Here is a 26463-nt window from a genome sequence, read left to right as displayed (position 1 = left end):
AAAAAACTCTTCCTACAATCATCAATCTCATAGCAATTATTAAAAGTTGCCGCTCTCCGTCAGGACAAGGCTGTGCGGTTTTCCTACTGTATTTGAACTGTATTTGATCCGATTCAAAACTGCTATAAAATTAGATGAGTCAAAGCGAGACAGTAGGCAGCCGAGGCGATCGCTAAAAATACTCTTCAGATCAATCTGAGGGTAGACGGCAAGAGTTCAAATCCCCTGCTATGGTGGGAAATATAGCCATACAGATTACAACTATAGGTTATTATGAATGCTTGGCGCGATCGATTCAATCAATTTACAGGTAAAACTCGACTGGCAGTTTGCCGGGTGTTCGTTTACCTAACAGGCGAAGAAGTTGCACCGCTGTTAGGAGTTCTCAACCGCACCGCCAGACAAGCAATTGATGCCGATGGCGACATAGCAGTTTTAGGAGAAGGTCTTGTAGAAATTTGCAATCACCTGTTGCAGTACGACAACTACTGGCAAGCAGCCGCCAATGAAGGCGATGTTTTTTGGAATGAAGGCGAAGCGGGCGATTATGTGGATGAACTTTTCATTGATTCAGCCGATCGCTATCTCAGCGAGCCTCAATACAGTACATCTGTTTACGATAAAAATTCCCCCTTGTCTTTGCCGGTAACTAGAAATGTGGTGGTGATGCTGACAGTTGCCTATGAAGGCGAAGTTCCGGCCCTAGAAACTGACCTTGCGGACATCAGCGCGCTGAAAGTCGGTTTAAAAGCACTGATTAATTTACATTACCAAGAAAGGCTCCGAGCTGTGCAAGTTCACTTTTCTCCCGCACAGTTGGGAGACGAACTTACCAACGACCAAGTGTTGGTCAATTTCCCCGAACTTATTCCCATTTAAGGAAAGAAGAAGGAAGAGGGAGAAATTACCAATTACCAATTACTACAGCACATTCCATCTATATCTAGTACACGCAATTTTCTAGTAAGCATCGGTGCGTCGCCACCCACAATCTGCAAGTTTTATCCAAGAGATCGCAGCGACGCACCTTACAGATTAACATCACACAATATATCTGCTACTGTATTTGTTCAAGATGGAATAGGCCGTATTTACTCATTACCAATTACTATTTATGATGCTGCGAAAACTGACAATTTATTTAATGGCTTTAACTTTTTTGTGGACGGCAACCGGCTGCGGTTCACCTCGCACACAAACTTCTACAAATCCTGGGGTAAATCCGAATATTAACACTGTGCGTCCTGCACCAAATAATAACTTGGCTCAAGGTCAATATCCTGTACAGCAAGCTACCTACGACGATGCGGATGGCGAATACAGTTTGATGTTGCTGAATACTCCCCCCGGCAGTCCCCCAGTTTACCGCACTAGGGATTTGCAAATGGCTCGCTTAACAAATGAAGAAATATCGGCAGGCAAGAAAAGTTATCTAAATGTGGATAACAATCAAGCGGTTTTGCATTTGACAGAAGATTTTAAAATAGAGTACGTTCACAACGTTACCGAAACTGTTCCTAATCCTCAAACCGGTCAGCCACAAACCGTAGTAGTGCGACAGCAATCTGGCTTCTGGGCACCGTTTGCTGGAGCTGTGGCCGGTCAGGCGATCGGCAGTTTGTTATTTAGACCGCAATATTATATGCCGCCAGTGTATCAGCCGGGAATTATGACAGGATATGGCGGGTATGGTAATACTTACGGTCAAGCTGTTAACCAATATCAAACTCGCTACCGAACTCCGCCTCCAGAGGTGAGAAACCGTCAAGTTTTAAGGACGACCGGCCGCTTGCGATCGCCCACATACAACCAGCCAGTAAGACCCTCAGTACGTCCTAATGGCAATCGATCGACCGGTTCGGGTTACGGTGGCAGCACTTTGAGGCGATCGCCACAGCCACGTCAAAATCCAAACAAGCGGCAGCCCAGTTTTGGTAGCGGCAGAAATTCTCGTCAACCGAGTCGGAATCGCTCTTTCGGGAGTAGAAGGCGCTGAGTTGAAGAGTACAAAAATTAGCAACTGACATCGGTAAAAGTTGATTTTATCTATAGCAATCCTCGCATCATTTGTGTAATTTTTGTAGGGGCAAACCCCCCGTGGTTGCCCCAGGAGGCTGGGGTAGGCACTTAGCACTACCCCTACATCTTTTTACAATTCATTTAAGATTGCTACATCCTCCCGATGCCCCGTCGCCGCAGGTATGGAGAATGAAAACTTTGGAATAATTGATTTAGCCTTCTCTGTTTCCCCCAGACCCAAAAAATATGTGATTTAATTTCTACAGTGATATGTAGGTGACAATATGTCTTCTTCACAACCCCCGTCAGGGGAAAGAAATCCTCTAGGATTGGATGAATTGATTGCTATCTTGGTTGCCTTCGGCACGATGGGAGCAATTTTATTTTGGGTAACAGGTAAAAATCCCGATCGATTGAATGCCAGAAATTGGCAATTTCCAGCCGTTTTCTCTCAGCCTGCTGTTACTCCCGCGACTCCGGGAATATTAACGCCAGAATCGCCAAGTTCGGATTTGCGATCGCCCGCGACAACCCCCGTTCCGTCAAAACCGGATGTCGCACCTGTGGCACCTTTAGGGCCGATTTTACCGGCAACTCCTCCGGTGGGTGTAATCGTTGTTCCTCCGAAGCCAATTGCGCGATCGACTCCCAATCCAGCAATTACCAAACCGAAAGGCGATAAACCCAAAGGCGCTAAACCCAAAGTTGGGCCCGTTATATTATCCGATGTTCCAGACAAATATTGGGCGCGTCCGTTCATTGTCGCTTTAGTCGATCGGAAAATCTTTACTGATTTCACCGACAGCAAATTTCGTCCCGACGAACCGATGACGCGAGCCGAACTAGCGCGCTTAATTCAGCGAATGTCCGACGACAAAAAGCCGATCCGAAAACCCATTGATTTTAAAGACGTAAAAGACAAGAGTCCTGTCGCTCCTGCGATCGACCACACCGTCACAACTGGATATCTTAAAGGATACCCAAACAATGAGTTCCGTCCCGACAAAAATATTCCCCGTGTCGAAGTCATCGCAGCTTTAGCGAGCGGTTTGAGCCTGAAACCCTCAACAAAAACAACCAAAACTTTACAAGTTTATACAGACAGGAAAAAAGTGCCGAAATGGGCAGTTAACAAAGTAGCAGCAGCCACGGAAGCTGGCATTGTGGTCAACCATCCGAAGCGCGCACTTTTGCAGCCTAATAGAACAGCAACTCGCGCTGAAGTAGCCGCCATGATTTACCAAGCTATGGCAAAAAAAGGCCAAGTACCTGCAAAGGCTTCTGAGTATGTTGTGCGGCTTTAATTATAGGAATGAAGCCCTTCTTTTTTCTATTAGTCTGACTTGGGCTTGCGGGTAGTCAGAAACCGGGTTTTTTGCGACAATACTTCCTCATAGCTGACAGAATCAGCCAAAAACCCGGTTTCTTGAGTTTGCGAGCCGTCAGAAACCGGGTTTTTTGCGACAATACTTCCTCATAGCTGACAGAATCAGCCAAAAACCCGGTTTCTTGGGTTTGCGGGCAGTTGAGATCGATGTTAAAATCACAGGAATCATGCCAAATCATCATTCCACACTCATTGATTCGATTTGAGGCAATTATTATGTATCATCAGATAAGACTTGGGGATAATCAGCTAGATAGCAGCGATGTTCAAGAAACAGTAGTTATTGATACTGATGGAGAAGTGATCTTTTATCCCAATTTTTTTAGTATGGAAGAAAGCGATCGTCTTTTTTCAGATTTATATTCTAGTATTAACTGGAAACAGGACATTATTCATTTTTATGGAAAAAAGATACCTTTACCCAGACTTACAGGTTGGTATGGAGATGAAGGCAAATCCTATACATATTCCGGCATCGAACAGCATCCCGATCCTTGGACTCCCACACTCAAATTAATTAAATCAAAGGCTGAAGAGATATCAGAAGTTACTTTTAATAGCGTGCTTCTCAATCTATACCGTCACGGTAAAGATAGCGTTTCCTGGCATAGCGATGACGAGCCAGAATTAGGTGAAAATCCTATTATAGCCTCAATTAGCTTTGGGGGAACTCGCCGATTTTCCTTAAAACATAAAACATTAGAAAACTACAAAATTAATCTGGATTTGCCCAAGGGTAGTTTACTATTGATGAAAGGTGAAACCCAGCACTGCTGGCAACATCAAATCCCTAAAACTTCTAAATTTGTGGAACCGAGAATCAATCTAACTTTTAGAGTTATCAAACCAGTTTAAAACAAATAAAATAAAATTTCAGCGCTGCTATCAAATCAGGGTTCATTGAGTTATGAAAAATCTACTTTTATTGGGAACTTTAAGCTTTAGTATTGCTTTTTGTTTGGGTATAGCAGTAGAAAAAAATATTCCTAAAAGTGCTGCCATCGGTGGTATAGCGACAATTAGCACCCTTAGTAGTGCCTTCGTTTTAAGCAAAAAATCTGACCGAGAACTTGAAAATATCCGCAGCCATGCCGAAAATTTAAAAAGCATTGAAAATCAGATTTTAAGCCTGAAAAATAAAAGAATAAAACTTGTACAGGCAATTGATAGCAAAACTAAATCAAAAACCACGATTGAAGCAGAATACAACTCAATTGTGAGCGAAGTAGAGCGGCTTAAAGAAGAGGTTAAATCTCTCAATATACAGCGAGAAAGTCTGCACAATGTAATTGCTAATCCTAAAATTCAAGACATAAAAATTAAACCTCAAATTCCTGTTAAAACTGAAGTAGCAAAACCAATCAAAAAGACAAGAAAGACAATATTGTACAATTGCATTTTAGATGGATTAGAAAATTCGACATACTTTTATCACAAAAACAACCAGGGAAGCTTTGAAAACTATTTACAATCATTACAAAAACCCGCAGAAGAATTGTGGTATTCTTATAGATCGAATCAGGTTAAAGTAAATTATTCGGAGCCGTCAATTCAAGCAGTTTATTTAATGCGTTATTATCCCCATTATGCGTACATGAATTTTCAAATATTAGAAATGATACACGCTCAAAATTTATTAAAGAATCTAACAAATGAAACGCTAGAAGTATGCTTATTTGGTGCAGGGCCCTGTCCAGAAATCGTAGGTTTAAGTAAATACTTATCAGATAAGTATCAAAACATTAAAAAATTAACTGTTAATGTATATGATATTGCTTCTGAGGAATGGACTTTAAGCAGAAATATTACCGAAAAATTTGTGATACCGGAATACTGGTCCGGAGATTTAAAGCTAAATAGTAATTACCTAGATTTATGCGAATCTAATTCTCTTCACTCAATCAAAACAACAATTCAAAAAAGCCAAATGTTCATTTTTCAAAATTGTTTGAATGAAATTTATAATATATCTACAGTTCAAACAAATCTCAATTTTTTGCTTAATGAAATACCTGTAGGTGGTGTAATAATAATTATTGATTTATGTAACTATAACCAAAACACCACCATAATCGATCGATTGAAAGAACAAGTAAGTAATCGAGATGATTTTGAAATTTATTGCCCTCAAGCTAAAGATACTAAAATTAAAGCTTGCTTTCCCATTCCACCACTAATCACACAACATCTCTTAACTGGAAAAGATAAGTTAGTACCTCGTAGTAAAGATATCGATTGTCTTTTTATAAGTTTGCACAAAATTAATCTAAAAGCTTCGTAATTGATATGAAATTCGGTTGCAAAGGCATCGTCACCTTTGCTACCGCCTTAATTCTGAGGACTAAAGTTCTCACTCCGAACCATTTTGTAGTAAGGACTTTAGTCCTTCTTTCTTAGTCCACGCTTGAGTGAACATAGAAACAAGCTAAATTAATCTTGAAACACCATAATACTGCCCGAATAGCAAGCTACCCAAACCTGATTAGTTTCCGGATCGTAAGTAATCCCGATCGGGCTTGAATTAACCTTCACTGTTTGCAGCACTTTCATATCGCTCGTCCTAACTTTGCTAACAGTATTCGAGAAATAGTTCACCACATAAAGTAGTTTTCCCTGATCGGAAATTGTCATGCTGCGAGGTGCTCTTCCTGTCGAAACTTTGTCCACCACTTTACCAGTTTGTAGGTCAATTTTGGCCACATTTCCTTCACCATTTAAAGTGGCATAAAGATACTTTCCGTTAGGATCTATCGTCAAATGACGCGGCGCATTGCCAATATTTCTCAGCCATTCTACCGAAAAGTCTATCAGATTTACTTTCGCAATGTCGGAAGAACCCATGATGGCAACATAGGCATTTTTTGAGTCGGGAGTAACAACAATACCGCGAGGATATGCACCCAGTTTCACCCGCTCGATTTCGATATTTTTATTGATATCAACTATGCTCAAATCCCAACTGCACCAATTGCTAGCCAGGGCGAAGCGATTGTCAGGCGAAACAGCATTGAATTTCGGCACTGCACCTACAGGAATTACCTTTTCTATTTTCAAAGTTTTGGTATTGATGCGGTACAGAAAACTTTGGTCGTGTTTTGCGGCTGGAGAACACCTGTCGGTTCCCGGATTGCTAAACCCAGAACCGTACATTTTGTAGTTGGAGACGTAGGCATATTTGCCATCAGTTGAAAAAGCGGCTTCTACGGGAGATCCTTTATAATTGCCTTTGAATTTAGAAAAGCCGAACTTCGACAAGTTTACTGTATCGGGAATAGTCTTGACTAATTTAAAGTTCCTGTCGTAAACTGTGATGGTGTGACGGTACATCATGTTTTGAGCAAAAAACAAGCCGTCTCCCGAATAAACTATTGATTTTGGCGAGATGTTGCCGTAAATTGTTTTTTTCAAGGTCATTTTTCCTTGAGTGTTGTCGGGAGGATTTACTAGCCTTGTGGTTGGTGATTCACTTTTTTTATCCTCGGAATTTTCAGTTTTAAAAGGTGGCAAAGATGGTTCTTGAAATAGAGGTTCTGGGGGCTGAGTTTTAGTTTTATCTTCGACTTCGTTTGTGTTTTCTGTGGCGGTAGGAGATGGCGAAGGTCGATCGACATTTGGCGCGATTTTTTCCGCAGCTTCAATACTCCCCTCTTCCGGCTTACCTTTCAGCGCTGACAAGGTTTTAGGGCCGACAATTCCGTCAACTTTCAGGTTGTTCTCTGCTTGAAACTTTTTCACAGCAGCCTGGGTGAGAGAACCGTAAAATCCTGTAGCCTTACCGCGAAAATAGCCTGCGTTTTGTAGAGTTTTCTGAAGTTGGGCTACTTGGGGGCCTGAATCACCTTTTTTGATGGCGAGTGCGGGATTGACTAAATTTAAAATTGTGAGAGCGATCGTAAAGAAAAGTAAAGGAGCAGAGGCTAACTTTAGGTGCATTTTTGAGTTAGTTCTTTGAAGCAGACATCTTGTACCATTTTCATGAACAGGCAAGATGCCTGTTCCACAAGAGTTTAAGTTGTTGTTTGTGGGGAGTAGGGGTTGGGCATCTTGCCCGCCCTTGAAAGCCTGATTTGTAGCCGTTTCCCAAGTTTTAGCTAAATGTAGGTAGGCTAGTCCGTCCATAGTTTTTACCGGGTATTTTTGGTGCTATGATACACCAGTTAATACCATTTTAGATTTTAGATTTTAGATTTTAGATTTTAGATTTTAGATGGGGAATGACTTATGGAATATGGGTTTGCAGCTTGCCGACCGTTGCATTCTTTTTTCAAACTTGTATAACATTGATTAAAGGAAAAATCTTATAATCAAACTTAGGGTAAAATATCCTAGCAGTTTTGAGAGCAGTTTTTAATGGTGTAAGCAAGTAGGAGCGATCGACAATGTGGAGTGGGGAACAAACAACCGCAGAATCAACGACAAAAGAATCCCGCCAGACTTTGCTGTGGGAAGGTGACGGGGGACTATGCCAGCGGGCTTGGGTAGAAATCGATTTAGCAGCTTTAACTCACAATGTAAAACAGCTTAAAAATCGCTTATCTCCCCACACGGAACTGATGGCCGTTGTGAAAGCGGATGCTTACGGGCACGGTGCTGTTGCAGTCAGTCAAACAGCATTGCAAGCAGGTGCTAGTTGGCTGGGAGTGGCGACAATTCCCGAAGGAATAGAATTGCGAGAAGCTGGGATAGAAGCGCCGATTTTGCTGTTGGGGGCAACCCATACAGCCCAACAGGTAAAGGCGATCGCCCAATGGCACTTGCAGCCGACTATTTGTACTGCCAAACAAGCCCTAATTTTTTCGGAAGTTCTCGCTGGTCTTAACCAATCTTTGCCAGTTCACGCTAAGTTGGATACGGGAATGTCTCGCTTGGGTACGCCCTGGCAGGAAGCAACAGAATTTGTGCAATTAGTCAAGCGGTTGCCAAATTTAAAATTAGCCAGTATTTACTCTCACTTGGCGACTGCAGACAGTCCCGACCCCACAGTTATGAGAGACCAGCACCAGCGGTTTCAACAGGCGATCGAGCAAATTAAAATAGCAGGAATTAACCCCCCTCGCCTCCACTTAGCAAACTCTGCTGCCGCCCTCGCTGACCCGGATTTGCACTACGATTTAGTGCGAGTCGGTTTAGCTACCTACGGTCTATATCCAGCTCCTCACTTGCAGTCGAGATCCAATTTGAAGCCCGCAATGCAGGTAAAAGCTAGAGTAACCCAGGTGAAAACAATTGAAGCAGGAACCGGCGTAAGTTACGGCTATCAATTTATAGCTCAGCGGCAGACACAGATTGCCGTAATTGGTATCGGCTATGCAGATGGTATTCCGCGCAATCTTTCTAATAAAATGCAGGTTTTAGTCAGGGGTCAGTTCGTGCGGCAAGTGGGCGCGGTGACGATGGATCAATTAATGCTGGATGTAACTGATATTCCCGATTTAGAAGTCGGCGAAGTGGTGACGCTGTTGGGCAAAGATGGGGAATATCACATTACTGCTGACGATTGGGCCGCGACTTTAGGAACTATTTCGTGGGAAATTCTCTGCGGTTTTAAACACCGATTGCCCCGCGTAGCAGTAAACTGTTAACAATAGTCCGGCAGGGGTTTAAACCCCTGCCTCATAGCTAAAGTCGGTTAAAACCGACTCAAGAGTTTGAAGGATAAAATTATCGACTTTATACCAATTTTTATGAGGCTACATAGAATCCGATCCCCCCTAGCCAAGAGGGCGGGCACTCTTAGCACCGCCCCTACTAAGGGGGGGACAAGATTCCGATCAAAGTCAACCCCTACTTCCCTTATTAAGGGGGAGTAGGGGGTATGCGAGGGGGAGCGAGATATGTGAAAATTCACATTAAATGGGTATTAGTCCTCTTTTAGAGGACTTTAGCTATGAGACAGGGTTTTCAACCCCTGTCGGACTCTCGGAATAAGCGATAAGACTGAGACTGCAATTTTCAATTTCCCATTCCCAATTCCAAATTAACATGACAGTTATTCAGACGTTTTTACCAATAGCCCAAACATTCTATTCTCAGCTAAATGCAGAAAGAACACAAGCCTTGGAAGTAGCCCAAGAATTCTCGAAAAAATTCGTAGAATTGGGGTTTAAAATTGTACCTCAACTGCTGTGGGCGATCGGCATTTTGTTAATTACGCGATTTGCGATCGGCTTTGCGGGCCGCGTGACTCGCCGTGCACTGAGTCGCACCGAAGCCACGCTGCGGAAATTTTTAGTTCAAGCTGCTGAAATTACGATTTTGGTAGTGGGAGTAGTCGCCGCTTTGAGTCAGTTGGGAATTCAAACTACCAGTGTGGTTGCGGTGGTGGGCGCGGCGGGTTTAGCCATTGGTTTGGCGTGGCAAAATACTTTGTCGCACTTTGCTGCTGGGGTAATGTTGATTAGTTTGCGGCCCTTTGAAGTCGGGGATGGGATTGAAGCTGGCGATGTTAAGGGAGTGGTGGACAGCATCGGGATTTTTTCAACAACGGTGGTGACAGACGATCGCATAAAAATTATTGTCCCGAACAATCAGTTGTTTAACGGTACACTGAAAAATACAACGGCAATGGGAACGAGGCGAGTAGACTTGAAGATTGATATTGGCGATCGGCCAATTCGTCCAACTGTAGCTGAGTTATTAGAAATTGCCCACTCTCACCCGCTGGTGTTGGAGAATCCGCCCCCGACTTGTTTGGTGGCCGAGATTACTCCCGATACAACTATTTTATCTCTCCGACCTTGGTGCGCGTCGGTGGCCTACGAACAAGTGCGATCGCAAGTTCAACAATACGTCAAAGAGGCAATGGATGCCGACAACAATCAAGAACAATAGATATAAATCTCAAATCTAAAACCCAAAATTGATCCGAGGTATTTCCCATGAGCAAGTGGTATCCCCAGCAAATTTTGCAAGAACCCGGTGTCAGAATCACTGCCACCGAAAAACAAACAATTCTCAGCAAATTTCCCCCTCCCGACGAAAACGGTCACATCTATGCCGACGGGGTTTTTGAAGGCGGCGGCGTGCGCGGAGTTGCGTTTTTAGGAGCACTCCGGTGTTGTAGCGATTTGGGCATCAACTGGCGAAAATTGGCCGGCACTTCCGCAGGTGCAATTACTGCAGCAGTATTGGCAACCGACTTGTCAATAGATGACTTAGAGGAAATTTTAGGACAGCTCGATTACAGCATATTTTTAACTAAAAAAAACAGTCCTCTAATTTTAAACGGCGACCCCGCCGACGACTTGCAATCTCCTGCTTGGACGCTGCTTTTCCTAACAGTTAGCCGTCAGATGGGAGAATATTCGGCGCAGCCCTTCCGGCAGTGGCTGGAAGCAATGCTCGGTCGAGGTAACTTGCACACTTTTGCCGATGTCAAACAAATCGTAAAAGACCGGGAATTAAAAGTAGTAGTATCCAACCTGACTCGCGGTGAAATGTTGGTGCTGCCCGACGACTTACACCGACGAGAATCGACGGATTCCGATCCTTTGTACGAGCAGTTGCGACTCCAAAGTGCTGAACATTTTAGCGTGGCTGAAGCCGTTCGGTTGTCGATGAGTATTCCGCTATTTTTTGAACCTGGAAAACTCGGCGATGACTTAATTGTAGATGGCGGAATTTTGAGCAATTTCCCCCTGTGGATTTATGACAAACAATCCGTCGGTGCGACTCCTGCTATGCCGCGCTGGTTTACCTTTGGGTTTCGATTAGTCGATACCGGAATTGAGACTAAAGTTAAGATTGATACTCCGCTGTCGATGCTGGCGGCGATGTTCCGAACGATGATGAAAGCAAGAGACCGCTATCACCAGCGGGAAATGGATAAAGGCAGGGTGATTAATATTGATGTGACTGATGCTGGGGTGACGACGACGGACTTTAATCTCGATGGCGATCGCAAGGCTCACCTGTACCGCTTGGGGTATTTGTATACTAAGAGGTTCTTTTTGAGTTCCAATTTTAGTTGGGAAAAGCACTTGAAGGCGAGGGGCTTTGGGGAATAGGCTGGAGGTTGAGGTCGCGAAAAGTATACAGAGTAAGGGATTGAGGAATTTTTAAATTAGGGGTTGGCAAAAATAAGATGTGTGTGCTATAGTTAGTTACTGTCATCTTGGAGAGGTGGCTGAGTGGTCGAAAGCGGCAGATTGCTAATCTGTTAAGGGTGTTAACATCCTTCGAGGGTTCAAATCCCTCCCTCTCCGTTTTAGAGCTTCTAGGAAAAAATTCCTTTTAATCAAATTTTGGGACGGGCTAGAAGCCCATCCCACAAAATTTTATTGTGGGATGGGCTTCTAGCCCGTCCCAATTATTTTTGCAGTTCAAGTCTAGTCTAGCCGCAATAATCAACTACTAAATCTAATTCAATGTCTTCATCGCTTCGACAAATTGCCGCGAGATAAATGGCAAAATTTCTTCATTCTTGCTATTCTCTTTCCCCTCGGTAAATACAACCAACAAATACGGCCGCAAACCCGATATTTCAATATAAGCAGCATCGTGACGAACTTGACTTGTCAGTCCCGCTTTTGACCACAATTTTGCTGATTCTGGCAATCCGCCACCTAAAAAACCTGTAACTTGATTTTCGGGATCTGCCTCTAATTCTGCTGGGTCTAAACTGCGTTTCATTAAACCCATCATTTCTTGTGATGCTTGGGCAGAAACAGCTACGCCGCCGATTATAGTGTGCAGCAAACGCGCCGCTGCATTTGTGGTCAGCATATTTCTATTTTCCATTAATTCTCCCAGAACTGCTCGCTCGCGACCGTAGGGGCCGTCACACCAGGTTTTCTGATTGACGTTAATATTTTCTAATTCTGGCCAATCCAATGATTGAAAGTAACGGTTGACGATGTTTCGCTGCTGTTTCCAAGTTTCAAAGGGCGCGGGTGATAATTCTGGGCCGCTGGTGGTGCCGGTGAGGGCGTCTACTACTAAACTGGTGGCGTCGTTGCTGGAATCAACTATCATATCTCGGACGGCGCGTTCTAATTCGGGCGATGTTTGAATCATGCCTTTTTGCGCCCATTCCCAGATGGCAACGAGGTAGAATAATTTGACGATGCTGGCGGGATAAATTCGTTGGGAAGCTCTAGCGCTAAAACCTCGCGGTTGATACTTCCAAAATTCTTCTGCACTCAGCGCGCCGCCTGTATTGACTCGCACCGGCGGATCGTAGACTATCCAGGTAATGGCTGTACGATCGCCACTTAATCCTGTAAATTCTGACAATGCGGAGTCTATAATGCTACTGCCGAGGGTTTCTAATTGTTCGTCTTTGTGAAAAAATGTCATGGTTAATGGCTGACGCTTAACGGTTAACGGCTAGCAGCTAATGGCAATCTATCGTTAAATGCGAACAATAAATGCGAACAATTAACAGCAAACAATGAGCAATTAGCAATGGCCAATTATCAATTATCTGATGTTGTGGAGTACCGGGCGCGATCGCACATAAATATTTACGATTCCCCAAAGTGCGATCGATTGGCAACTCAAGCAGCCCTAGGGCGACATTTGCTCCTTTTTGACCCCCCCCAGCTTAGGTCGGGGGGGAGAAATGGCATAGACTCGGTTTTTCAGGGGGATACAACGGCTGTGATGGTGCGCCTGTGCGAAGATGATTATCCGGGATGGCTGGATATTCGAGATGTTGAGTTGCTCGATGTGGCAGAAACAGTGTATCATCCTCTGGTGGTTTCTGAGGCCCAAATCAAGGAAAAATTACCAATTGTAATTACTTTCGCTCGCGAGGCTATGAACCAATCCAATTATTATCTTTGGGGCGGTACAGTCGGGCCGAATTATGATTGTTCGGGCTTGATGCAAGCTGCTTTTGTGGCTGCGGGCATCTGGTTGCCGAGGGATGCTTATCAGCAGGAAGCTTTTACTAAACCTATTAGTATCACTGCTTTAGAACCGGGGGATTTAGTATTTTTTGGTACGCCCGAAAAAGCCACTCATGTAGGATTATATCTCGGAGATAATCGCTACATTCACAGTTCGGGACAAGCACAAGGCCGCAACGGTATCGGTATCGATGTTTTGTCGGAGGATGGCGATCGAGTCAGTCAAGCTTATTACCAGCAATTGCGGGGATATGGTAAAGTTGTGGCAAGTTATCAACCTAATTAGTTGTTGACGGTTGACTGTAGACGGTTGACTGTTGATATTATCGAATAAAAAAATGGACGCTGCATTATTTTTGGAAAAATTGGCGAGACAGCAAGCTGAGGCTGAGGTTGTTCTCGATGTTTCGGTGGTGGTGCCGGTGTATAATGAGGTGGAAAGTTTGCCTCATTTGATTGAGGCGATCGCCTCTTCTATCCAACCATCTGGCCTCAGCTATCAAATTATTTGTGTAGATGACGGTTCTAAGGACGGTTCTGCTGAACTTCTCCAGCAGTTAGCCAGCACTCGCGATGACCTTTGTGCTGTAATTTTGCGCCGCAATTACGGGCAAACTGCTGCCATGTCGGCAGGTTTCGATCGCGCTCGCGGTCGTGCTATTGTTACCCTAGACGGCGATTTGCAAAATGATCCGGCTGATATTCCGCTATTGTTGGCAAAGTTAGATGAAGGCTACGATTTAGTTAGCGGATGGCGGAAAAATAGGCAGGATAATACTATTAGTCGGTTGATTCCTTCTAAAATTGCTAACTGGTTAATTGGTCGCGTTACAGGCGTAACTTTGCACGACTACGGCTGTTCTTTGAAAGCTTATAAATCCGAGTTGGCAGCAGACTTGAATCTCTACGGGGAATTGCACCGCTTTTTGCCTGCTTTGGCGTTTATTGAAGGGGCTAGAATTGCAGAACTTCCGGTGCGACACCACGCCCGCCGTTTCGGTCAAAGTAAGTACGGAATTTGGCGGACTTTTCGGGTGTTGATGGATTTGTTAACTATTTCTTTTATGAAAAAGTTCCTGACTCGACCGATGCACGTTTTTGGACTTTTGGGACTGAGTTCTATGACGTTGGGAACGGTTTTAGGGATTTATTTGACTTTCCTGAAATTTGCTTTTGGTCAAAGTATTGGCAATCGTCCTTTGCTGATTTTGGCTGTGGTTTTGCTGTTAACGGGCGTGCAGTTATTTTGTTTTGGTTTGTTGGCTGAAGTGATGATGCGGACTTATCACGAGTCGCAGGGAAAACCGATTTATCGGGTGCGCGAGGTGTTTGGTTCTAAGTAACTAAATGACTTTTTTTCATCTTCCCGATCCCCCCTAGCCCCCCTTAATAAGGGGGGGACAAGAGTATGTTCATAGTCAACCCCTACTCCCCTTATTAAGGGGGATTTAGGGGGATCGAGACTTTGATAAAAATGAGAGAGACAGTGGGTTTTAGGCTTAAGTTGACACCAATACTTTCTAACTCATCACTTTTTGAGCTTGTCGGAGAGATTGAATAGTTGCGATCGCGTGTTCGGCTACTGCATCTATTTCGGCTTCGGTATTGAACCGGCCAATACCAAACCGAATTGAAGCATAAGCTAATTTGTCCGATCGCCCGATCGCTGCTAAAACATGAGATGGAGATATTTTCGCCGAAGTGCAAGCAGAACCCGAAGAAACTGCCGCCGCCGGTTGCAAACCCAACATCAACGCTTGACCGTCAACGCCGCCTACACTAATATTGAGATTCCCCGGCAATCTCTTAGTAGCGTGACCGTTGAGAAAAACATCGCCCAATTCACTCAAATTTTCCCACAAACGCTGCCGCAAATTAACCACTCGTTCTGTTTCCGACTCCATTTCCGCAATTGCCAATTCTACTGCTTTGGCAAACCCAACTATTTGCGGCGGGTAGAGAGTTCCAGATCGCATTCCCCTTTCGTGGCCTCCTCCGTGCATTTGTGGCGCTAGCTGCACTCTCGGTTTGTTGCGGCGCACGTAGAGAGCACCGATCCCTTTTGGCCCGTAGATTTTGTGGGCTGTCAAGGACATTAGATCGATATTCATCTCCTCTACGTCGAGGGGAATTTTGCCGATCGCCTGTGCCGCATCTGTGTGGAAAAGAATGTCATTTCCCCGACAAATTGCTGCAATTTCTGCGATCGGCTGGATGACGCCAATTTCGTTGTTAGCCGTCATCACTGAAACCAAAATTGTCTCGGCCCGAATCGCTTTGATCAAATCGCCTATATCAATCAGCCCGTCGCTTTTCACCGGTAAAACCGTGATGTCAAACCCCAATTTTTGCAAATAGGTACAGGGGTCGAGAATTGCATTGTGTTCGGTTTTTACTGTGATAATGTGCTTTCCTTTACTGAAATAAGCTTCGGCGATACCTTTGATCGCTAAGTTATTTGCTTCGCTTGCACCGCTGGTAAAAACAATTTCTTCTGGGGAGGCGTTGATCGCTTCTGCTATGATTTGTCGTGACTGTTTTACCGCTGCTTCTGCTTCCCAGCCGTAGACGTGGTTGATACTGGCTGCGTTGCCGAATTGTTCGGTGAAATACGGCAGCATCGCATCAAGTACCCGTGGATCTACGGGGGTTGTGGCGTGGTTGTCGAGGTATATAGGACGTGCGGACATAGTGCAGTTTTCGCTGAAAAAAGTGTTAGGTTTATTGTAGACGAGCCCCTTGTTCTACTACAAAACTTTATAATTAACATATATTTGTAAAGATTTATGCGAGCTGACATTCAGGGATTAGAAATTACTGTTGGTGAGCTCAAGCATCTCACCGGCGCGGGGCCCGATCGCGTATACCGCCCGCCGACAGCGACTAAGTTTGCCCGCGAAGCTTTGAAAACAGTCGGTTTAATTGTTTTGCTTCTAATCAGTTGTTGGCTACTGGTTGCGATATTTCCTAGAGCTTATTTGTTGTGGTTCGCCCTCCACTTAGCTGCGATACTCGGTTTAATCCTTGAGGATGGGTGGAAAATTCGATGCAGTCGGCAAAACAAAGATTTAATCAATCTTTTTGATGATGTCGATCGCTATAATGGTATAATAGAAGCGATCGCCATTAATGATCGGATAGAAGATGCTGGCAATGCGGGAGTCAAAATCGGCGATCGGGCAAAAGTCATTCAAGCCTTGCAGCTAATCAGAGACGATTTAGTTCGAGCTTTGAAAACCGAAAGAATTCTCAGGGAAAACAAAAAATTTGTCGCTACTAACTCCGAATTGTTTGCCAATAATTTGAGAACTTTGAATGCCCTGCAAATTAGCGATAAATCGAGCCAGCCGGGGCGATTGCTCAACGAAGCTTTGCAAGTAGCCGTGGGAGTTCAAGCAGAAATGAAAAAGTTGCAAGATCGAAACGCTGCTAATTTTAAAAATGGCAAAAGTTAGTAGCGTGCAAGGCTGCGTGCGCCTCTTACCCCGTAGCAATATGCAGCTTACTGAACCGCAACAGGCAGGATGCCTGTTCCACTCGAACTCAAAGACCTTTTTAAAATTATGAATTAGGAGAATTGTTAAAAAAATATCATAATTATTGTAAATTTTTTCCTGTTACGTAACAGGTAAGGATATCTTGGAAAGGTGACGTTAACAACCAGGTCAGTATGTCTTCTGCCAAACCCAAGATTATAGTTCTCGACGACGATCCGACAGGTTCTCAAACCGTGCACAGTTGCTTACTGCTGACACGTTGGGACGAAGACACCCTGCGTTTGGGGCTGCGGGACAAGTGCCCGATTTTCTTCATACTGACAAATACTCGATCGCTAACTCCCGAAAAAGCAGCCTCCGTCACCCGCGAAGTGTGCCAAAATCTAAAAAGGGCGATCGCCAGCGAAAAAATCGAAGACTTCCTAATAGTTAGCCGTTCCGATTCTACCCTGCGCGGTCACTATCCCATCGAAACCGACGCGATCGCCGAAGAACTCGGCCCCTTCGACGCCCATTTTCTAATTCCCGCCTTTTTTGAAGGAGGCAGAATTACCCGCCACAGCGTCCACTACCTAATAGTTAACAGCGTCCCGACACCAGTACACGAAACCGAATTTGCCAAAGATTCAGTCTTCGGGTACAGTCACAGTTACCTGCCAGACTATGTAGAAGAAAAAACCAAAGGTCGCATCCCCGCTGATGCAGTCGATCGCATTTTACTCGGAGACATTCGCTACGGAAGTTTAGATCGACTGATGGACATGACAGACAACCAATGTGCAGTTGTTGACGGCCAAAGCCAAGGCGATTTAGACAAATTTGCCAAACACATTCTCAATGCAGTCAGTCAAGGCAAAAAGTTTTTATTCCGCAGTGCAGCAAGTATTTTAACATCCTTAGCTGACCTCGGCCCGCAGCCAGTAGCAGCCGACGAAATGGCAAAATACGTCAGGGGCGGCAAACCCGGTGCCGTAATAGTTGGTTCCCACGTTAAGAAAACTACTGAACAATTGGAGCGCTTGTTAAAAGAACCCAATATAGTTAGCATTGAAATAGATGTATCTCACTTGTTAGAAGATTCACCTGAGTATCGCACCCAACTGCTCGATGAAATTCTCGAAAAAGCCCGCACTTCTCATGCCGATGGCAAAACGCCTGTAATTTATACCAGCCGCAAGGAACTCGAATTTGAAAATGCGGAAATCCGGTTAAAATTTGGAGAGGCGGTTTCTGCTTTATTGATGGATATCGTGCGGGGACTGCCTGCCGATATCGGGTTTTTGATTAGCAAGGGCGGCATTACTTCTAATGATGTTTTGAGTACAGGTTTGTCGCTGAAAAGTGTCAGGCAAATCGGTCAAATTATCGCAGGTTGCTCGGTGGTGAAAACCGAGGCTAATCATCCTCTGTTTCCCAATTTGCCAGTTGTTTTGTTTCCGGGAAATGTGGGGGATAGCCATGCTTTGGCTACGGTTTACAAGCGGCTGAGCAAGTAATCAGCAAACCAATCTAAAAAAACAGAACACCCAGAACCCCGACTTCTCTAAGAAGTCGGGGTTCTAAGATCGATACCAAGCTGGAGGCTTCTATTATTTTTATGACCTCCAGCCCGGTACATATCATCTTGGACTTAGATACCACATTTCCGCACCAAGAGCAACTAACATCAAAGAACAGGTATTAGAAAAAGTCTGGACTGGTTGGATAGCGATGCCTTTTGTGGACTTACACTTAGTAAATTGATGCGGAAGCTGTACCGAAGGAAGTATCTTGGCGGAAGCATAGAATGCTGCTGTGGTTTGGTACGATGCGACATATTTGGCGGAAGCATAAACAAGTTTAATAGGTGCTATTTATTAAATTAATCGATCGGAACGCATTATCAGTAAATATGCGGTTGTCAAATTAATATGAGAGTGAAATTTACTGGTTTTATTGGAGAGGGTCAGGAAACTATCATCTAAAAAAAACAGTATTTTTACCGTTTCAACTTTGATGGAGCAGTCCTAATATATAGTCTTATAGTTAATAAATCACTTTCAGAAAGCAAGGCAGTTTGATGTGATGAAGCACTTTTCCCTATTTTTATTGGTTTTAATTATTTCTGGCTTAGTGGCATTGAGTCATGTGCCTAGAGAAGTTATGGCGATCGAAGAGGTGGAAAGTGAGAGAGGATATAACTTGACATCTGTAGAAGCGACTAACAAGAATGCAGTTGAAAGAAATGGTATTCGGTTGGAAATTTTAGTACCAGACCGGGTGTGGCGCATACCTGAAAATCAGCCAAATGCTACTACTCCTGTTCGGATCGGTTTTCAACTTACAAACAATACACCTTACCCGATTCGCTTTCCTCCACTCGATCCCCTGCTGATATTTCCATTAGAAATAGTGGATGCTGATGGCAATTTATTACGGCGTTCTGGGGGTAGAGGTATGCTTCTCAACTCTCCGCAACTGGCTTGTCCCTTAGTTCAACCACGAGAAAGTCTAACCTTTTTCTTGAAAGCGGAACTTTTCTGGCAGAACAATCAGCTTCTCTTCGGAGGCAATGATGGATTGGGTGGCGGATGGACTTTCGAGATTGGGCCTGGTAACTATCAAATTAGGTTGACATACGTCAATTTTAGACCAGTATTATTCTGTGATGAACCCCAGATATATGAACACAAATTAACACAAGGGATTTGGACGGGTCAGATGGTAACACCCTTTGTGAAGTTCCGCGTCGTCCAGTCTGAATCTAAATAGAACTTAAGAGCCAATTTTTACTCGATTTCAAGCCGAGACCGATATTTTCTACCCCATAACAAGGAGTTGTCAAAAATGAAACTATCGCAACACTGGATAATTTTATTAAGTTCGCCCCTACTAATTTTACTCACAGGTCGAGCCAGTTTCGCGTTTTCTTTCACAATGCCATCCCAAAAACCAGATCCGATATGCACTCCTACCTCGCCTTACTGTTCCTCAATATCCTATACGAAGCCTGGTGTTGGTACTGTGACTGTCTCTACTACCTCAGTCTCAGAACTCCCACTAGGCGGCACAGATGATTTTTTTAACCTGCTAACGTCATCTGTCTGGGCACAAAATGGTTGGACTTTTAACAAGGCGCAACCTGTACAGTCTTTAACAGGTAGGTTTGATATTGGGGTTTATGCTCCCTTTATTTTTGTTACTAACCCTAACCCAGAAACTGTTGGGGCTGAAATACAAGTTCTTTATAACCCTGGTGCTGGTTTCGATCCAGTAGGAAGTAACGTTCATTTTATCCAACGGGTAGTTAACAATCATGCTTACACTGTTACCCTACAGGGAGTCATTAAGCAGCCACCAGGAACTCCTGACAATAAAATTGATACGGTACTAGAGCAAACTCAACCAGGTTTTATAGACCCCCAAAAACCAACATTTAACCCTTTTTACGACACCTATGGTCGGGTGATAAGGCCTCCCGCCGATCAAAGAATTCTTTTTGTGGATACTCCATCCCGAGATGATATCTATTATAACAACAAAAACTGGAGTGCAGAACTTTATCTTGCTGAGGTCAAAGATCCCATTAATAACCCAACTCAAGTGACAATATATAATGGGATATCATGGGGGTGGAAAAGCATATTTACTCCCCCTAAAACCACTAAAAAGTTCTCCGACAGCCTCGCCTCCGGTTTTGAAGTAGATCGTTTTAACCTCTCTGACCTTACCCCTGGTTCAAAATATATAGCCTGGACAAACAACGACCTCCCTTCCAATCGCTGCAACCCCAACACATTCTTAAGCGCTGACAATGACTCAGGTTTTCAGTTAGGATTTGACGACGACAGTAGCCCTGTAGGAAATGGCTTTGCCTCCGCACTAACCGGTACTGTGGGCAGTAGCGGCAATATCAACTTCGATGTCCGTGCTGCTGGTGGAGGTGCTCGCGGTCAAGACACAGGCAATTACGAGCTTTTTGTTGATGTTTACGACCCACAAGACTCGCCAGATTTTAGCGTAGCAAGTAGCGGTGGCGGCGGCTTCGGAAAAGAAATGCGCGGCCTGACACAGCAAAACCCCATCCTTCCCAATTCTATCCAAAATGGCTGGCAAGTCTTCAACAAAGTTCCCGGCTGCCGCTGGTTTGACCCTCCAACTACTTACGGCTTTGAATTCCAATCTCTGGAAGACACTTTATTTACTGAAATTCTCGATTTTCCTGCGGGCGATGACCAGGAATTTACTGTTGCAGTAGGAGATTCGATTCTCGGTAATTTCAGTCCGGGAGATAAATTAGACTTTGTTTCTTTATTGGGTTATCCAGTAGATAATTTTAGAATCACTGGGATTGATTCATTATTTGGTGAGACAGCAGAAACAGCATTTCCGATTCAATTAGCTTTTCAGGAACGGGAAGGAAGTTTCAAGATGCGGCAAATTTGCAAGCCAATTGATGCGGAAGCTGTACCGGAACCTGGGAGTATTTTGGCGACTAAGGGAATGCTGCTGTGGTTCGCTGGGATGCGGCATATTTTGCGAAAAAAGCGGCAGGCTGGATAATTTTTATAGACCCTAATATCCAGACCGGGGCGGGTTTTTGAGATTGTCAATTATTAGCAGATATTGTTGGTGAACCCGCCCCTACAGGAATCACTATCGAATGAGCCTAATATCCAGACCGGGGCGGGTTTTTGAGATTGTCAATTATTAGCAGATATTGTTGGTGAACCCGCCCCTACAGGAATCACTATCGAATGAACTGAAGATGCTGCGATTGCTTCGATTCGCTGGCACTGACACAAAGCTCGCAATTATTACACAACTATATTTCAGATGAAAAATCTTTACACTTTGCTATATGCTTTCAGTCTCATTCTCATCAACCCTTGGGGAGGCAGCCGCGGCGAAATTTGGACGCAGCCTAAAGTTTTTGTTGTCCTGCTGATTGTGCTTTCAAATTTATCATTTTTATGGGAAGAAAGGAAACTTTTAACTTTTTCCCGGCAGTGGAAAGTCTGCCTGATTTTGTGGGGATTTTTTTTGACTGTGGGAGCGATTTCTACCCTCAACAGTCCTTTCCCGGAGCGTTCTTTTTGGGGACAAGACCAAATGGGAGACGGCTGGCTGTACTGGCTGTTAATTTCTATTTTTAGCCTCACCAATAGGCTGCTGTTAAAACTGCATCCAGAATTGTTTGGCTGTCAAATACGGGGTTTGCTGATAGGAGGTGCGGTTGTAGCTATTAACGTTTTTCCGCAAGTTTTCAACTGGCAAATTGATTATACAGCAACGAACGGTCAGTCGATCGCACATGATGTTTTGGCTAGCACGATTTTTCGGGGACAGCAGCCGATCGCACTTTTCTCGCACCGCGGCCACGCAGCTATAGTATTGGCTCTGACAGCCGTTATTTGTGCGGTAGCTTGGAAGCGGAAATTAATTAGCGATCGCACTGCCACTCTCGCTTTATTTCTCATTCTCCCCGCTTTGCTATTTGCCAACACTCGCACAGCAGTTTTATCTTTAATTATATCACTATCTTACTTATTGGAACGGCAATATTACAAACAATTAATTCCTGGTATTTTTATTGGTTTGCTGGCCATTAGTGCGATGACTTTTACTAGACCTCTGGACTGGAATCGAGTATCTGTTGCACAAGTAATGTCCAGCCGATCGCCTTTGTGGGAAATTGCTGTGCGCGGGATTCAAAAACGACCTCTCTTTGGCTGGGGTTTTAACGGATTTGGCATCGCATATCCTTTCGTCGCCACTCCCAATAAGGTTCCTGAAATTGTGAATTTAGGTCAGTTTTCTTATGATTATATGGCCCCAAACGGACAGGTTCGCACTGAAAAAATACCGAGTTATAAAGCTCACAATTGGATTTTAGATACTGCTATTTCTACAGGCATTCTGGGACTAATCGCTGCTGTTGCTTTGTGGGGATATTGCTTGAAATGCGCGATCGTGTCGCTAAATACCGATTTATCAGCAGTGGCGATCGGCTATTTAACTTTCATTCTGCCTTGGTTTGAGTGCGCTCAATACGCGCAGGTGCTTTGGTTAGCGCTAGATGGCTCCGAATCGAGTTTTCCGAGTCCAAAACTCTCAATCCTGCAATAATAGTCGGCTTTTATCTTGCACCCACCGCTAACAAATGATATTATTATAAGTCTGCCTGCAATTAAAACCTCAGCCAAAAATTAAAAATCGTACCCGTAACAAAAACTCTTAAAAAAATTAGATTGCCAAAAAAGTCATGCTCGATACTCCACATCTAGGGCTGACCCCCCAAGTCCCACTCCTATCGGTAGCGTTTTGATACTTGTATCTGGCTGAGCCGGAAAACTCAGTACAAATTTTTGCCTCGTAATTTTTAGCTGAAAGGATTAACATATAAGGGTGACAGAACATTATCATCCCCTAAACTCATTAAAAGATGGCCATTGGTTCAAGCTGATCTGTGGGGCGAGCTTTCAGCACCTACCGGCTGTACGGAATCTCACCTTGGCTTACACCTTAGCAGGCGCTGACTGTATCGATGTCGCGGCAGATCCCGCCGCCGTCGCCGCAGCGAAAGAAGCCCTACAAGTGGCCAGCGACTTACAGGCAAGAACTCAAAACCGCAGGTTTGGCGGCAAAGGGTTGCCGTTGCTGATGGTGAGTTTAAACGATGGGGAAGACCCGCATTTTCGCAAAGCCGAATTCAACCCAGCCGATTGTCCGGTGGACTGCTGGCGGCCCTGCGAAAAAATATGTCCAGCCGAAGCAATAGTTTTTCAGAGTGCTGGCAGTGGTTTTTCCGGGGTGATAGACCAGCAATGCTATGGCTGCGGTCGCTGTCTGCCGATTTGTCCGAGCCAACTGATTTATACTCGTTCTTACGTGTCTGCTTCCGCCGCGATCGCACCTTTAATCTTGCAATCCGGTGCGGACGCCCTAGAAATCCACACGCAAGTAGGCAGAGAGGCAGATTTTGCGCGACTTTGGTCGAGCATAGCTCCCTGGGTCGCTCAACTCAAGGTAATAGCAATTAGTTGCCCCGATGGAGACGGTTTGATTGATTATTTGCGGACACTCTATCAAATAATTTCCCCCCTTCCTTGTCCCCTAATTTGGCAAACCGACGGTAGACCAATGAGCGGAGATATCGGAACAGGAACTACTAGAGCCGCAGTCAAACTCGGTCAAAAAGTTTTGGCTGCCCAGTTGCCGGGATACGTGCAACTTGCAGGCGGCACTAATGCTCACACTGTCAGCAAGCTGAGAGCCGAGGGACTGATGAAGGATGCCGGGAAAAATTTGTCAGTTCCCCCTGTCCCATACATTGCAGGTGTAGCTTACGGCAGCTATGCCAGGGTTTTGCTATCGCCAATTTTAGAACAGTTAGAAACAATGCAGACCGATCGAGCCTATGCCGTTCCGGTGGCAGTCACGCGGCCAGCAGCCGAAGTTCAAACATCTCGGCTACCTCAGCTCGAAGCCGTCCCAGAACTTCTCTCACAGGCCGTGAGTTTAGCTAGTTCTCTAGTTTCCCCGCTCAAAGAATTTTAGTCAGTAGTCAGTAGTCATTAGTCAGTAGTCATTTAGTTAGTGGTTAGTAGTTAGTGGTTAGTAGTTAATTCCAACAACAACTGGCAACTGACACATAACAACTGACAACTGGCAACTGGCAACTGACAACTGACAACTGACAACTGACTAAAAAGTTGAAAAAGTCACCGAACACATCGAGGCGAATGCAGATTACAGACGACCTCAACAAATTATTAGACATCGTGCCAGATGAGATCCGGCAGCCCTTAGAGCAGCACCCGCAGCGCAACAATCTCATTGAGATTGTCATGGATTTGGGCCGCCAACCAGAAGCTCGTTTTCCATCCTTGGCCGAACCTCTTTCCCAAACGCCGGTTTCCAAGGCACACATCAACTATTGCATCGAGCGAGTCGGCCACTTCGGCGGCGACAACCGAGCCGGTATCGAGCAAACCCTGCACCGAATTAGCGCCCTTCGCAACCGCAGCGGCGAGATTATCGGCTTGACGTTGAGGGTGGGCCGCGCTGTGTTCGGGACGATCGGCATTATCCGCGATTTGGTGGAAACCGGTCAGTCAATTTTGATGCTCGGCCGCCCCGGTGTTGGCAAAACCACGGCCCTGCGGGAAATTGCCCGCGTGCTCGCCGATGACTTGGAAAAACGGGTGGTAATCATCGACACCTCCAACGAAATTGCCGGAGATGGAGATATTCCCCACCCAGCGATCGGCAGAGCTCGCAGAATGCAAGTTTCCCGCCCCGAACTCCAGCACCAAGTCATGATCGAAGCAGTGGAAAACCATATGCCGCAAGTGATCGTGATTGACGAAATCGGCACGGAGCTCGAAGCTTTGGCGGCTCGGACGATCGCCGAAAGGGGCGTGCAGTTGGTCGGTACCGCCCACGGGAACCGGATCGAAAACTTGATGAAAAACCCGACTCTGGCAGATTTAATTGGGGGCATCCAAGCGGTGACGCTGGGAGATGACGAAGCAAGACGGCGTGGTTCTCAAAAGACGGTTTTGGAGCGCAAAGCACCGCCAACTTTTGAAATTGCCATCGAAATGCTGGAACGCCAGCGCTGGGTAATCCACGAGCGAGTTGCAGATTCGATCGACACTCTGCTGCGGGGACGCGAACCGAGCCAGCAAATCAGAAGCGTCAGCGAGACAGGAGAAGTAATTATCGAGCGCGAGTCAGCCGCTCCCCCCGCGCGGTTTCCGGGGATGGCCGCTTCCAGCAGCACGGCTGCGGTATCAGCAATCCGACCCGTCACACCGCTCTCTGGCTGGCGGAGTGCGGGCAAAATGGTGCCGATGCCCGCTCAAGGCGATAACTTCGCTGCTAAAAGCGCGCCGGTTTCTGAGACTCGGTATTTCGAGCAACTGCTCGAAGAATCCCTGTCCGTCGAACCGGTACCCAAGGCCGGACGCTATTCCCATAATGTCGGCCCTAACGGCGAAGATTTGCCCCTCCACGTTTATCCTTACGGCATACCTCGCCACCAGCTCGAACAGGTGATTTCGACGCTGAACCTGCCGGTGCTGCTGACGAAGGATATTGAGAGTGCTGACGTGGTTGTGGCTTTGCGATCAAACGTTCGGAACCAGTCGAAATTGAGGCACTTGGCAAAAACTCGCCAAGTTCCCGTGCACACAATTAAGGCCGCCACTATTCCCCACGTAGCCAGAGCTTTGCGGCGCCTGTTGGACATGGATGACCCAGGTACCCCGGAAGTGGCAGACCTCGCCTTATTCGCCCGCAGCGGTTCTTCTGACGAGCTCGAAGCTCTCGAAGAAACGCGCTTAGCAGTCGAGCAAATTGTCATTCCGAAGGGACAGCCGGTGGAACTCCTGCCCCGTTCTCCCAACGTCCGCAAAATGCAGCACGAACTTGTGGAACACTATCACCTGAAATCCCACAGTTTTGGGGAAGAACCTAATCGCCGCCTGCGGATATATCCAGCTTAAATTGGGAGATTAGTGCCTTTGAAGGCAGAAGGTGGAAGGCAGAAGGGATAATTTTTTCCTGGGTTCTGTCTTTGACCTTTTGCCTTTTTCCTTTAAGTAGCTGGCAAGTTTCTGATATGATGTGGTGTGACAGTGTTCTTTTTCAGGCGATCGGCTAAATTCCCAATTTATAATTCCCAATTTATAATTCCCAATTCCCCATACTTGGAATAGACGAG

At 45.2% G+C, this 26463-nt stretch carries 21 protein-coding genes and 1 tRNA gene; 18 read left to right on the top strand and 4 right to left on the bottom strand.

Going from position 1 to position 26463, the window contains the following annotated elements:
- Window positions 1-273 precede the first annotated feature (273 nt).
- The 3 genes from QUB24_RS15470 (at window position 274) to QUB24_RS15460 (ending at window position 3323) form a co-directional block, all read left to right on the top strand.
- On the top strand, window positions 274-879 hold the full coding sequence (locus tag QUB24_RS15470; protein WP_333154024.1) for a DUF1517 domain-containing protein: 606 nt from the start codon (window positions 274-276) through the stop codon (window positions 877-879).
- Between the two features lie 235 nt (window positions 880-1114).
- Window positions 1115-1996, top strand: a complete 882-nt coding sequence (locus QUB24_RS15465) for a hypothetical protein (protein ID WP_333154023.1) — start codon at window positions 1115-1117, stop codon at window positions 1994-1996.
- A 307-nt stretch (window positions 1997-2303) separates the two neighbouring features.
- Entirely contained in the window at window positions 2304-3323 is a 1020-nt protein-coding gene (locus QUB24_RS15460) for an S-layer homology domain-containing protein (protein WP_333154022.1), read from the top strand.
- A 55-nt stretch (window positions 3324-3378) separates the two neighbouring features.
- Here QUB24_RS15460 and QUB24_RS15455 read toward each other — a convergent pair whose 3' ends face one another.
- The gene (locus QUB24_RS15455) at window positions 3379-3588 is read right to left on the bottom strand and encodes a hypothetical protein (RefSeq protein ID WP_333154021.1); all 210 of its coding nucleotides are present in this window, start codon (window positions 3586-3588) and stop codon (window positions 3379-3381) included.
- A 34-nt stretch (window positions 3589-3622) separates the two neighbouring features.
- Between QUB24_RS15455 and QUB24_RS15450 the strand changes: the two genes are divergently transcribed.
- On the top strand, window positions 3623-4261 hold the full coding sequence (locus QUB24_RS15450; RefSeq protein ID WP_333154020.1) for an alpha-ketoglutarate-dependent dioxygenase AlkB: 639 nt from the start codon (window positions 3623-3625) through the stop codon (window positions 4259-4261).
- A gap of 52 nt (window positions 4262-4313) precedes the next feature.
- On the top strand, window positions 4314-5687 hold the full coding sequence (locus QUB24_RS15445) for a hypothetical protein (protein WP_333154019.1): 1374 nt from the start codon (window positions 4314-4316) through the stop codon (window positions 5685-5687).
- A gap of 149 nt (window positions 5688-5836) precedes the next feature.
- On the opposite strand, the gene QUB24_RS15440 is transcribed toward QUB24_RS15445, so the two are convergent.
- Entirely contained in the window at window positions 5837-7525 is a 1689-nt protein-coding gene (locus tag QUB24_RS15440; protein WP_333154018.1) for a peptidoglycan-binding protein, read from the bottom strand.
- A gap of 260 nt (window positions 7526-7785) precedes the next feature.
- Between QUB24_RS15440 and alr the strand changes: the two genes are divergently transcribed.
- From alr to QUB24_RS15420, 4 genes are all read left to right on the top strand, one after another.
- Entirely contained in the window at window positions 7786-8988 is a 1203-nt protein-coding gene (gene alr / locus QUB24_RS15435; RefSeq protein ID WP_333154017.1) for an alanine racemase, read from the top strand.
- A 400-nt stretch (window positions 8989-9388) separates the two neighbouring features.
- Entirely contained in the window at window positions 9389-10237 is an 849-nt protein-coding gene (locus QUB24_RS15430; protein WP_333037311.1) for a mechanosensitive ion channel family protein, read from the top strand.
- A gap of 47 nt (window positions 10238-10284) precedes the next feature.
- Complete coding sequence (locus QUB24_RS15425; protein WP_333154016.1) at window positions 10285-11412, top strand: patatin-like phospholipase family protein; 1128 nt, start codon at window positions 10285-10287, stop codon at window positions 11410-11412.
- A 109-nt stretch (window positions 11413-11521) separates the two neighbouring features.
- A tRNA-Ser gene (locus QUB24_RS15420) sits at window positions 11522-11610 on the top strand.
- A gap of 154 nt (window positions 11611-11764) precedes the next feature.
- Here QUB24_RS15420 and QUB24_RS15415 read toward each other — a convergent pair.
- Window positions 11765-12703: a serine hydrolase gene (locus QUB24_RS15415; RefSeq protein WP_333154015.1), complete on the bottom strand. Its 939-nt coding sequence runs from the start codon at window positions 12701-12703 to the stop codon at window positions 11765-11767.
- Between the two features lie 108 nt (window positions 12704-12811).
- On the opposite strand from QUB24_RS15415, the gene QUB24_RS15410 reads away from it, so the two are divergent.
- The gene (locus QUB24_RS15410) at window positions 12812-13543 is read left to right on the top strand and encodes a C40 family peptidase (RefSeq protein WP_333154014.1); all 732 of its coding nucleotides are present in this window, start codon (window positions 12812-12814) and stop codon (window positions 13541-13543) included.
- A gap of 52 nt (window positions 13544-13595) precedes the next feature.
- Window positions 13596-14600: a glycosyltransferase family 2 protein gene (locus tag QUB24_RS15405; RefSeq protein WP_333105422.1), complete on the top strand. Its 1005-nt coding sequence runs from the start codon at window positions 13596-13598 to the stop codon at window positions 14598-14600.
- A gap of 177 nt (window positions 14601-14777) precedes the next feature.
- Here the strand turns inward: QUB24_RS15405 and QUB24_RS15400 are convergent, their stop codons facing one another.
- The gene (locus tag QUB24_RS15400) at window positions 14778-15947 is read right to left on the bottom strand and encodes an IscS subfamily cysteine desulfurase (RefSeq protein ID WP_333154013.1); all 1170 of its coding nucleotides are present in this window, start codon (window positions 15945-15947) and stop codon (window positions 14778-14780) included.
- 96 nt (window positions 15948-16043) lie between these two features.
- Between QUB24_RS15400 and QUB24_RS15395 the strand changes: the two genes are divergently transcribed.
- The 7 genes from QUB24_RS15395 to QUB24_RS15365 all read left to right on the top strand — a co-directional run bounded on the left by QUB24_RS15395 (window position 16044) and on the right by QUB24_RS15365 (window position 26245).
- Entirely contained in the window at window positions 16044-16712 is a 669-nt protein-coding gene (locus tag QUB24_RS15395) for a hypothetical protein (protein ID WP_333154012.1), read from the top strand.
- A 215-nt stretch (window positions 16713-16927) separates the two neighbouring features.
- Window positions 16928-18250, top strand: coding sequence for a four-carbon acid sugar kinase family protein (locus QUB24_RS15390; protein ID WP_333154011.1), 1323 nt, complete (start codon window positions 16928-16930; stop codon window positions 18248-18250).
- A gap of 568 nt (window positions 18251-18818) precedes the next feature.
- Window positions 18819-19505, top strand: coding sequence for a hypothetical protein (locus QUB24_RS15385; protein ID WP_333105428.1), 687 nt, complete (start codon window positions 18819-18821; stop codon window positions 19503-19505).
- A gap of 75 nt (window positions 19506-19580) precedes the next feature.
- Complete coding sequence (locus QUB24_RS15380; protein ID WP_333154010.1) at window positions 19581-21296, top strand: hypothetical protein; 1716 nt, start codon at window positions 19581-19583, stop codon at window positions 21294-21296.
- A 273-nt stretch (window positions 21297-21569) separates the two neighbouring features.
- Window positions 21570-22862: an O-antigen ligase family protein gene (locus QUB24_RS15375; protein WP_333154009.1), complete on the top strand. Its 1293-nt coding sequence runs from the start codon at window positions 21570-21572 to the stop codon at window positions 22860-22862.
- Window positions 22863-23141: 279 nt separating this feature from the next.
- Window positions 23142-24293 (top strand): circadian clock protein LdpA, encoded by a 1152-nt coding sequence (gene ldpA, locus QUB24_RS15370; RefSeq protein ID WP_333154008.1) that lies wholly within the window; start codon window positions 23142-23144, stop codon window positions 24291-24293.
- A 185-nt stretch (window positions 24294-24478) separates the two neighbouring features.
- Window positions 24479-26245, top strand: coding sequence for a R3H domain-containing nucleic acid-binding protein (locus QUB24_RS15365; RefSeq protein WP_333154007.1), 1767 nt, complete (start codon window positions 24479-24481; stop codon window positions 26243-26245).
- The last annotated feature ends 218 nt before the right edge of the window (window positions 26246-26463 follow it).

It is taken from the genome of Microcoleus sp. B9-D4 (assembly GCF_036705105.1).
GTDB lineage: Bacteria > Cyanobacteriota > Cyanobacteriia > Cyanobacteriales > Microcoleaceae > Microcoleus.
This window is presented reverse-complemented; position numbering and strand designations above follow the sequence as displayed.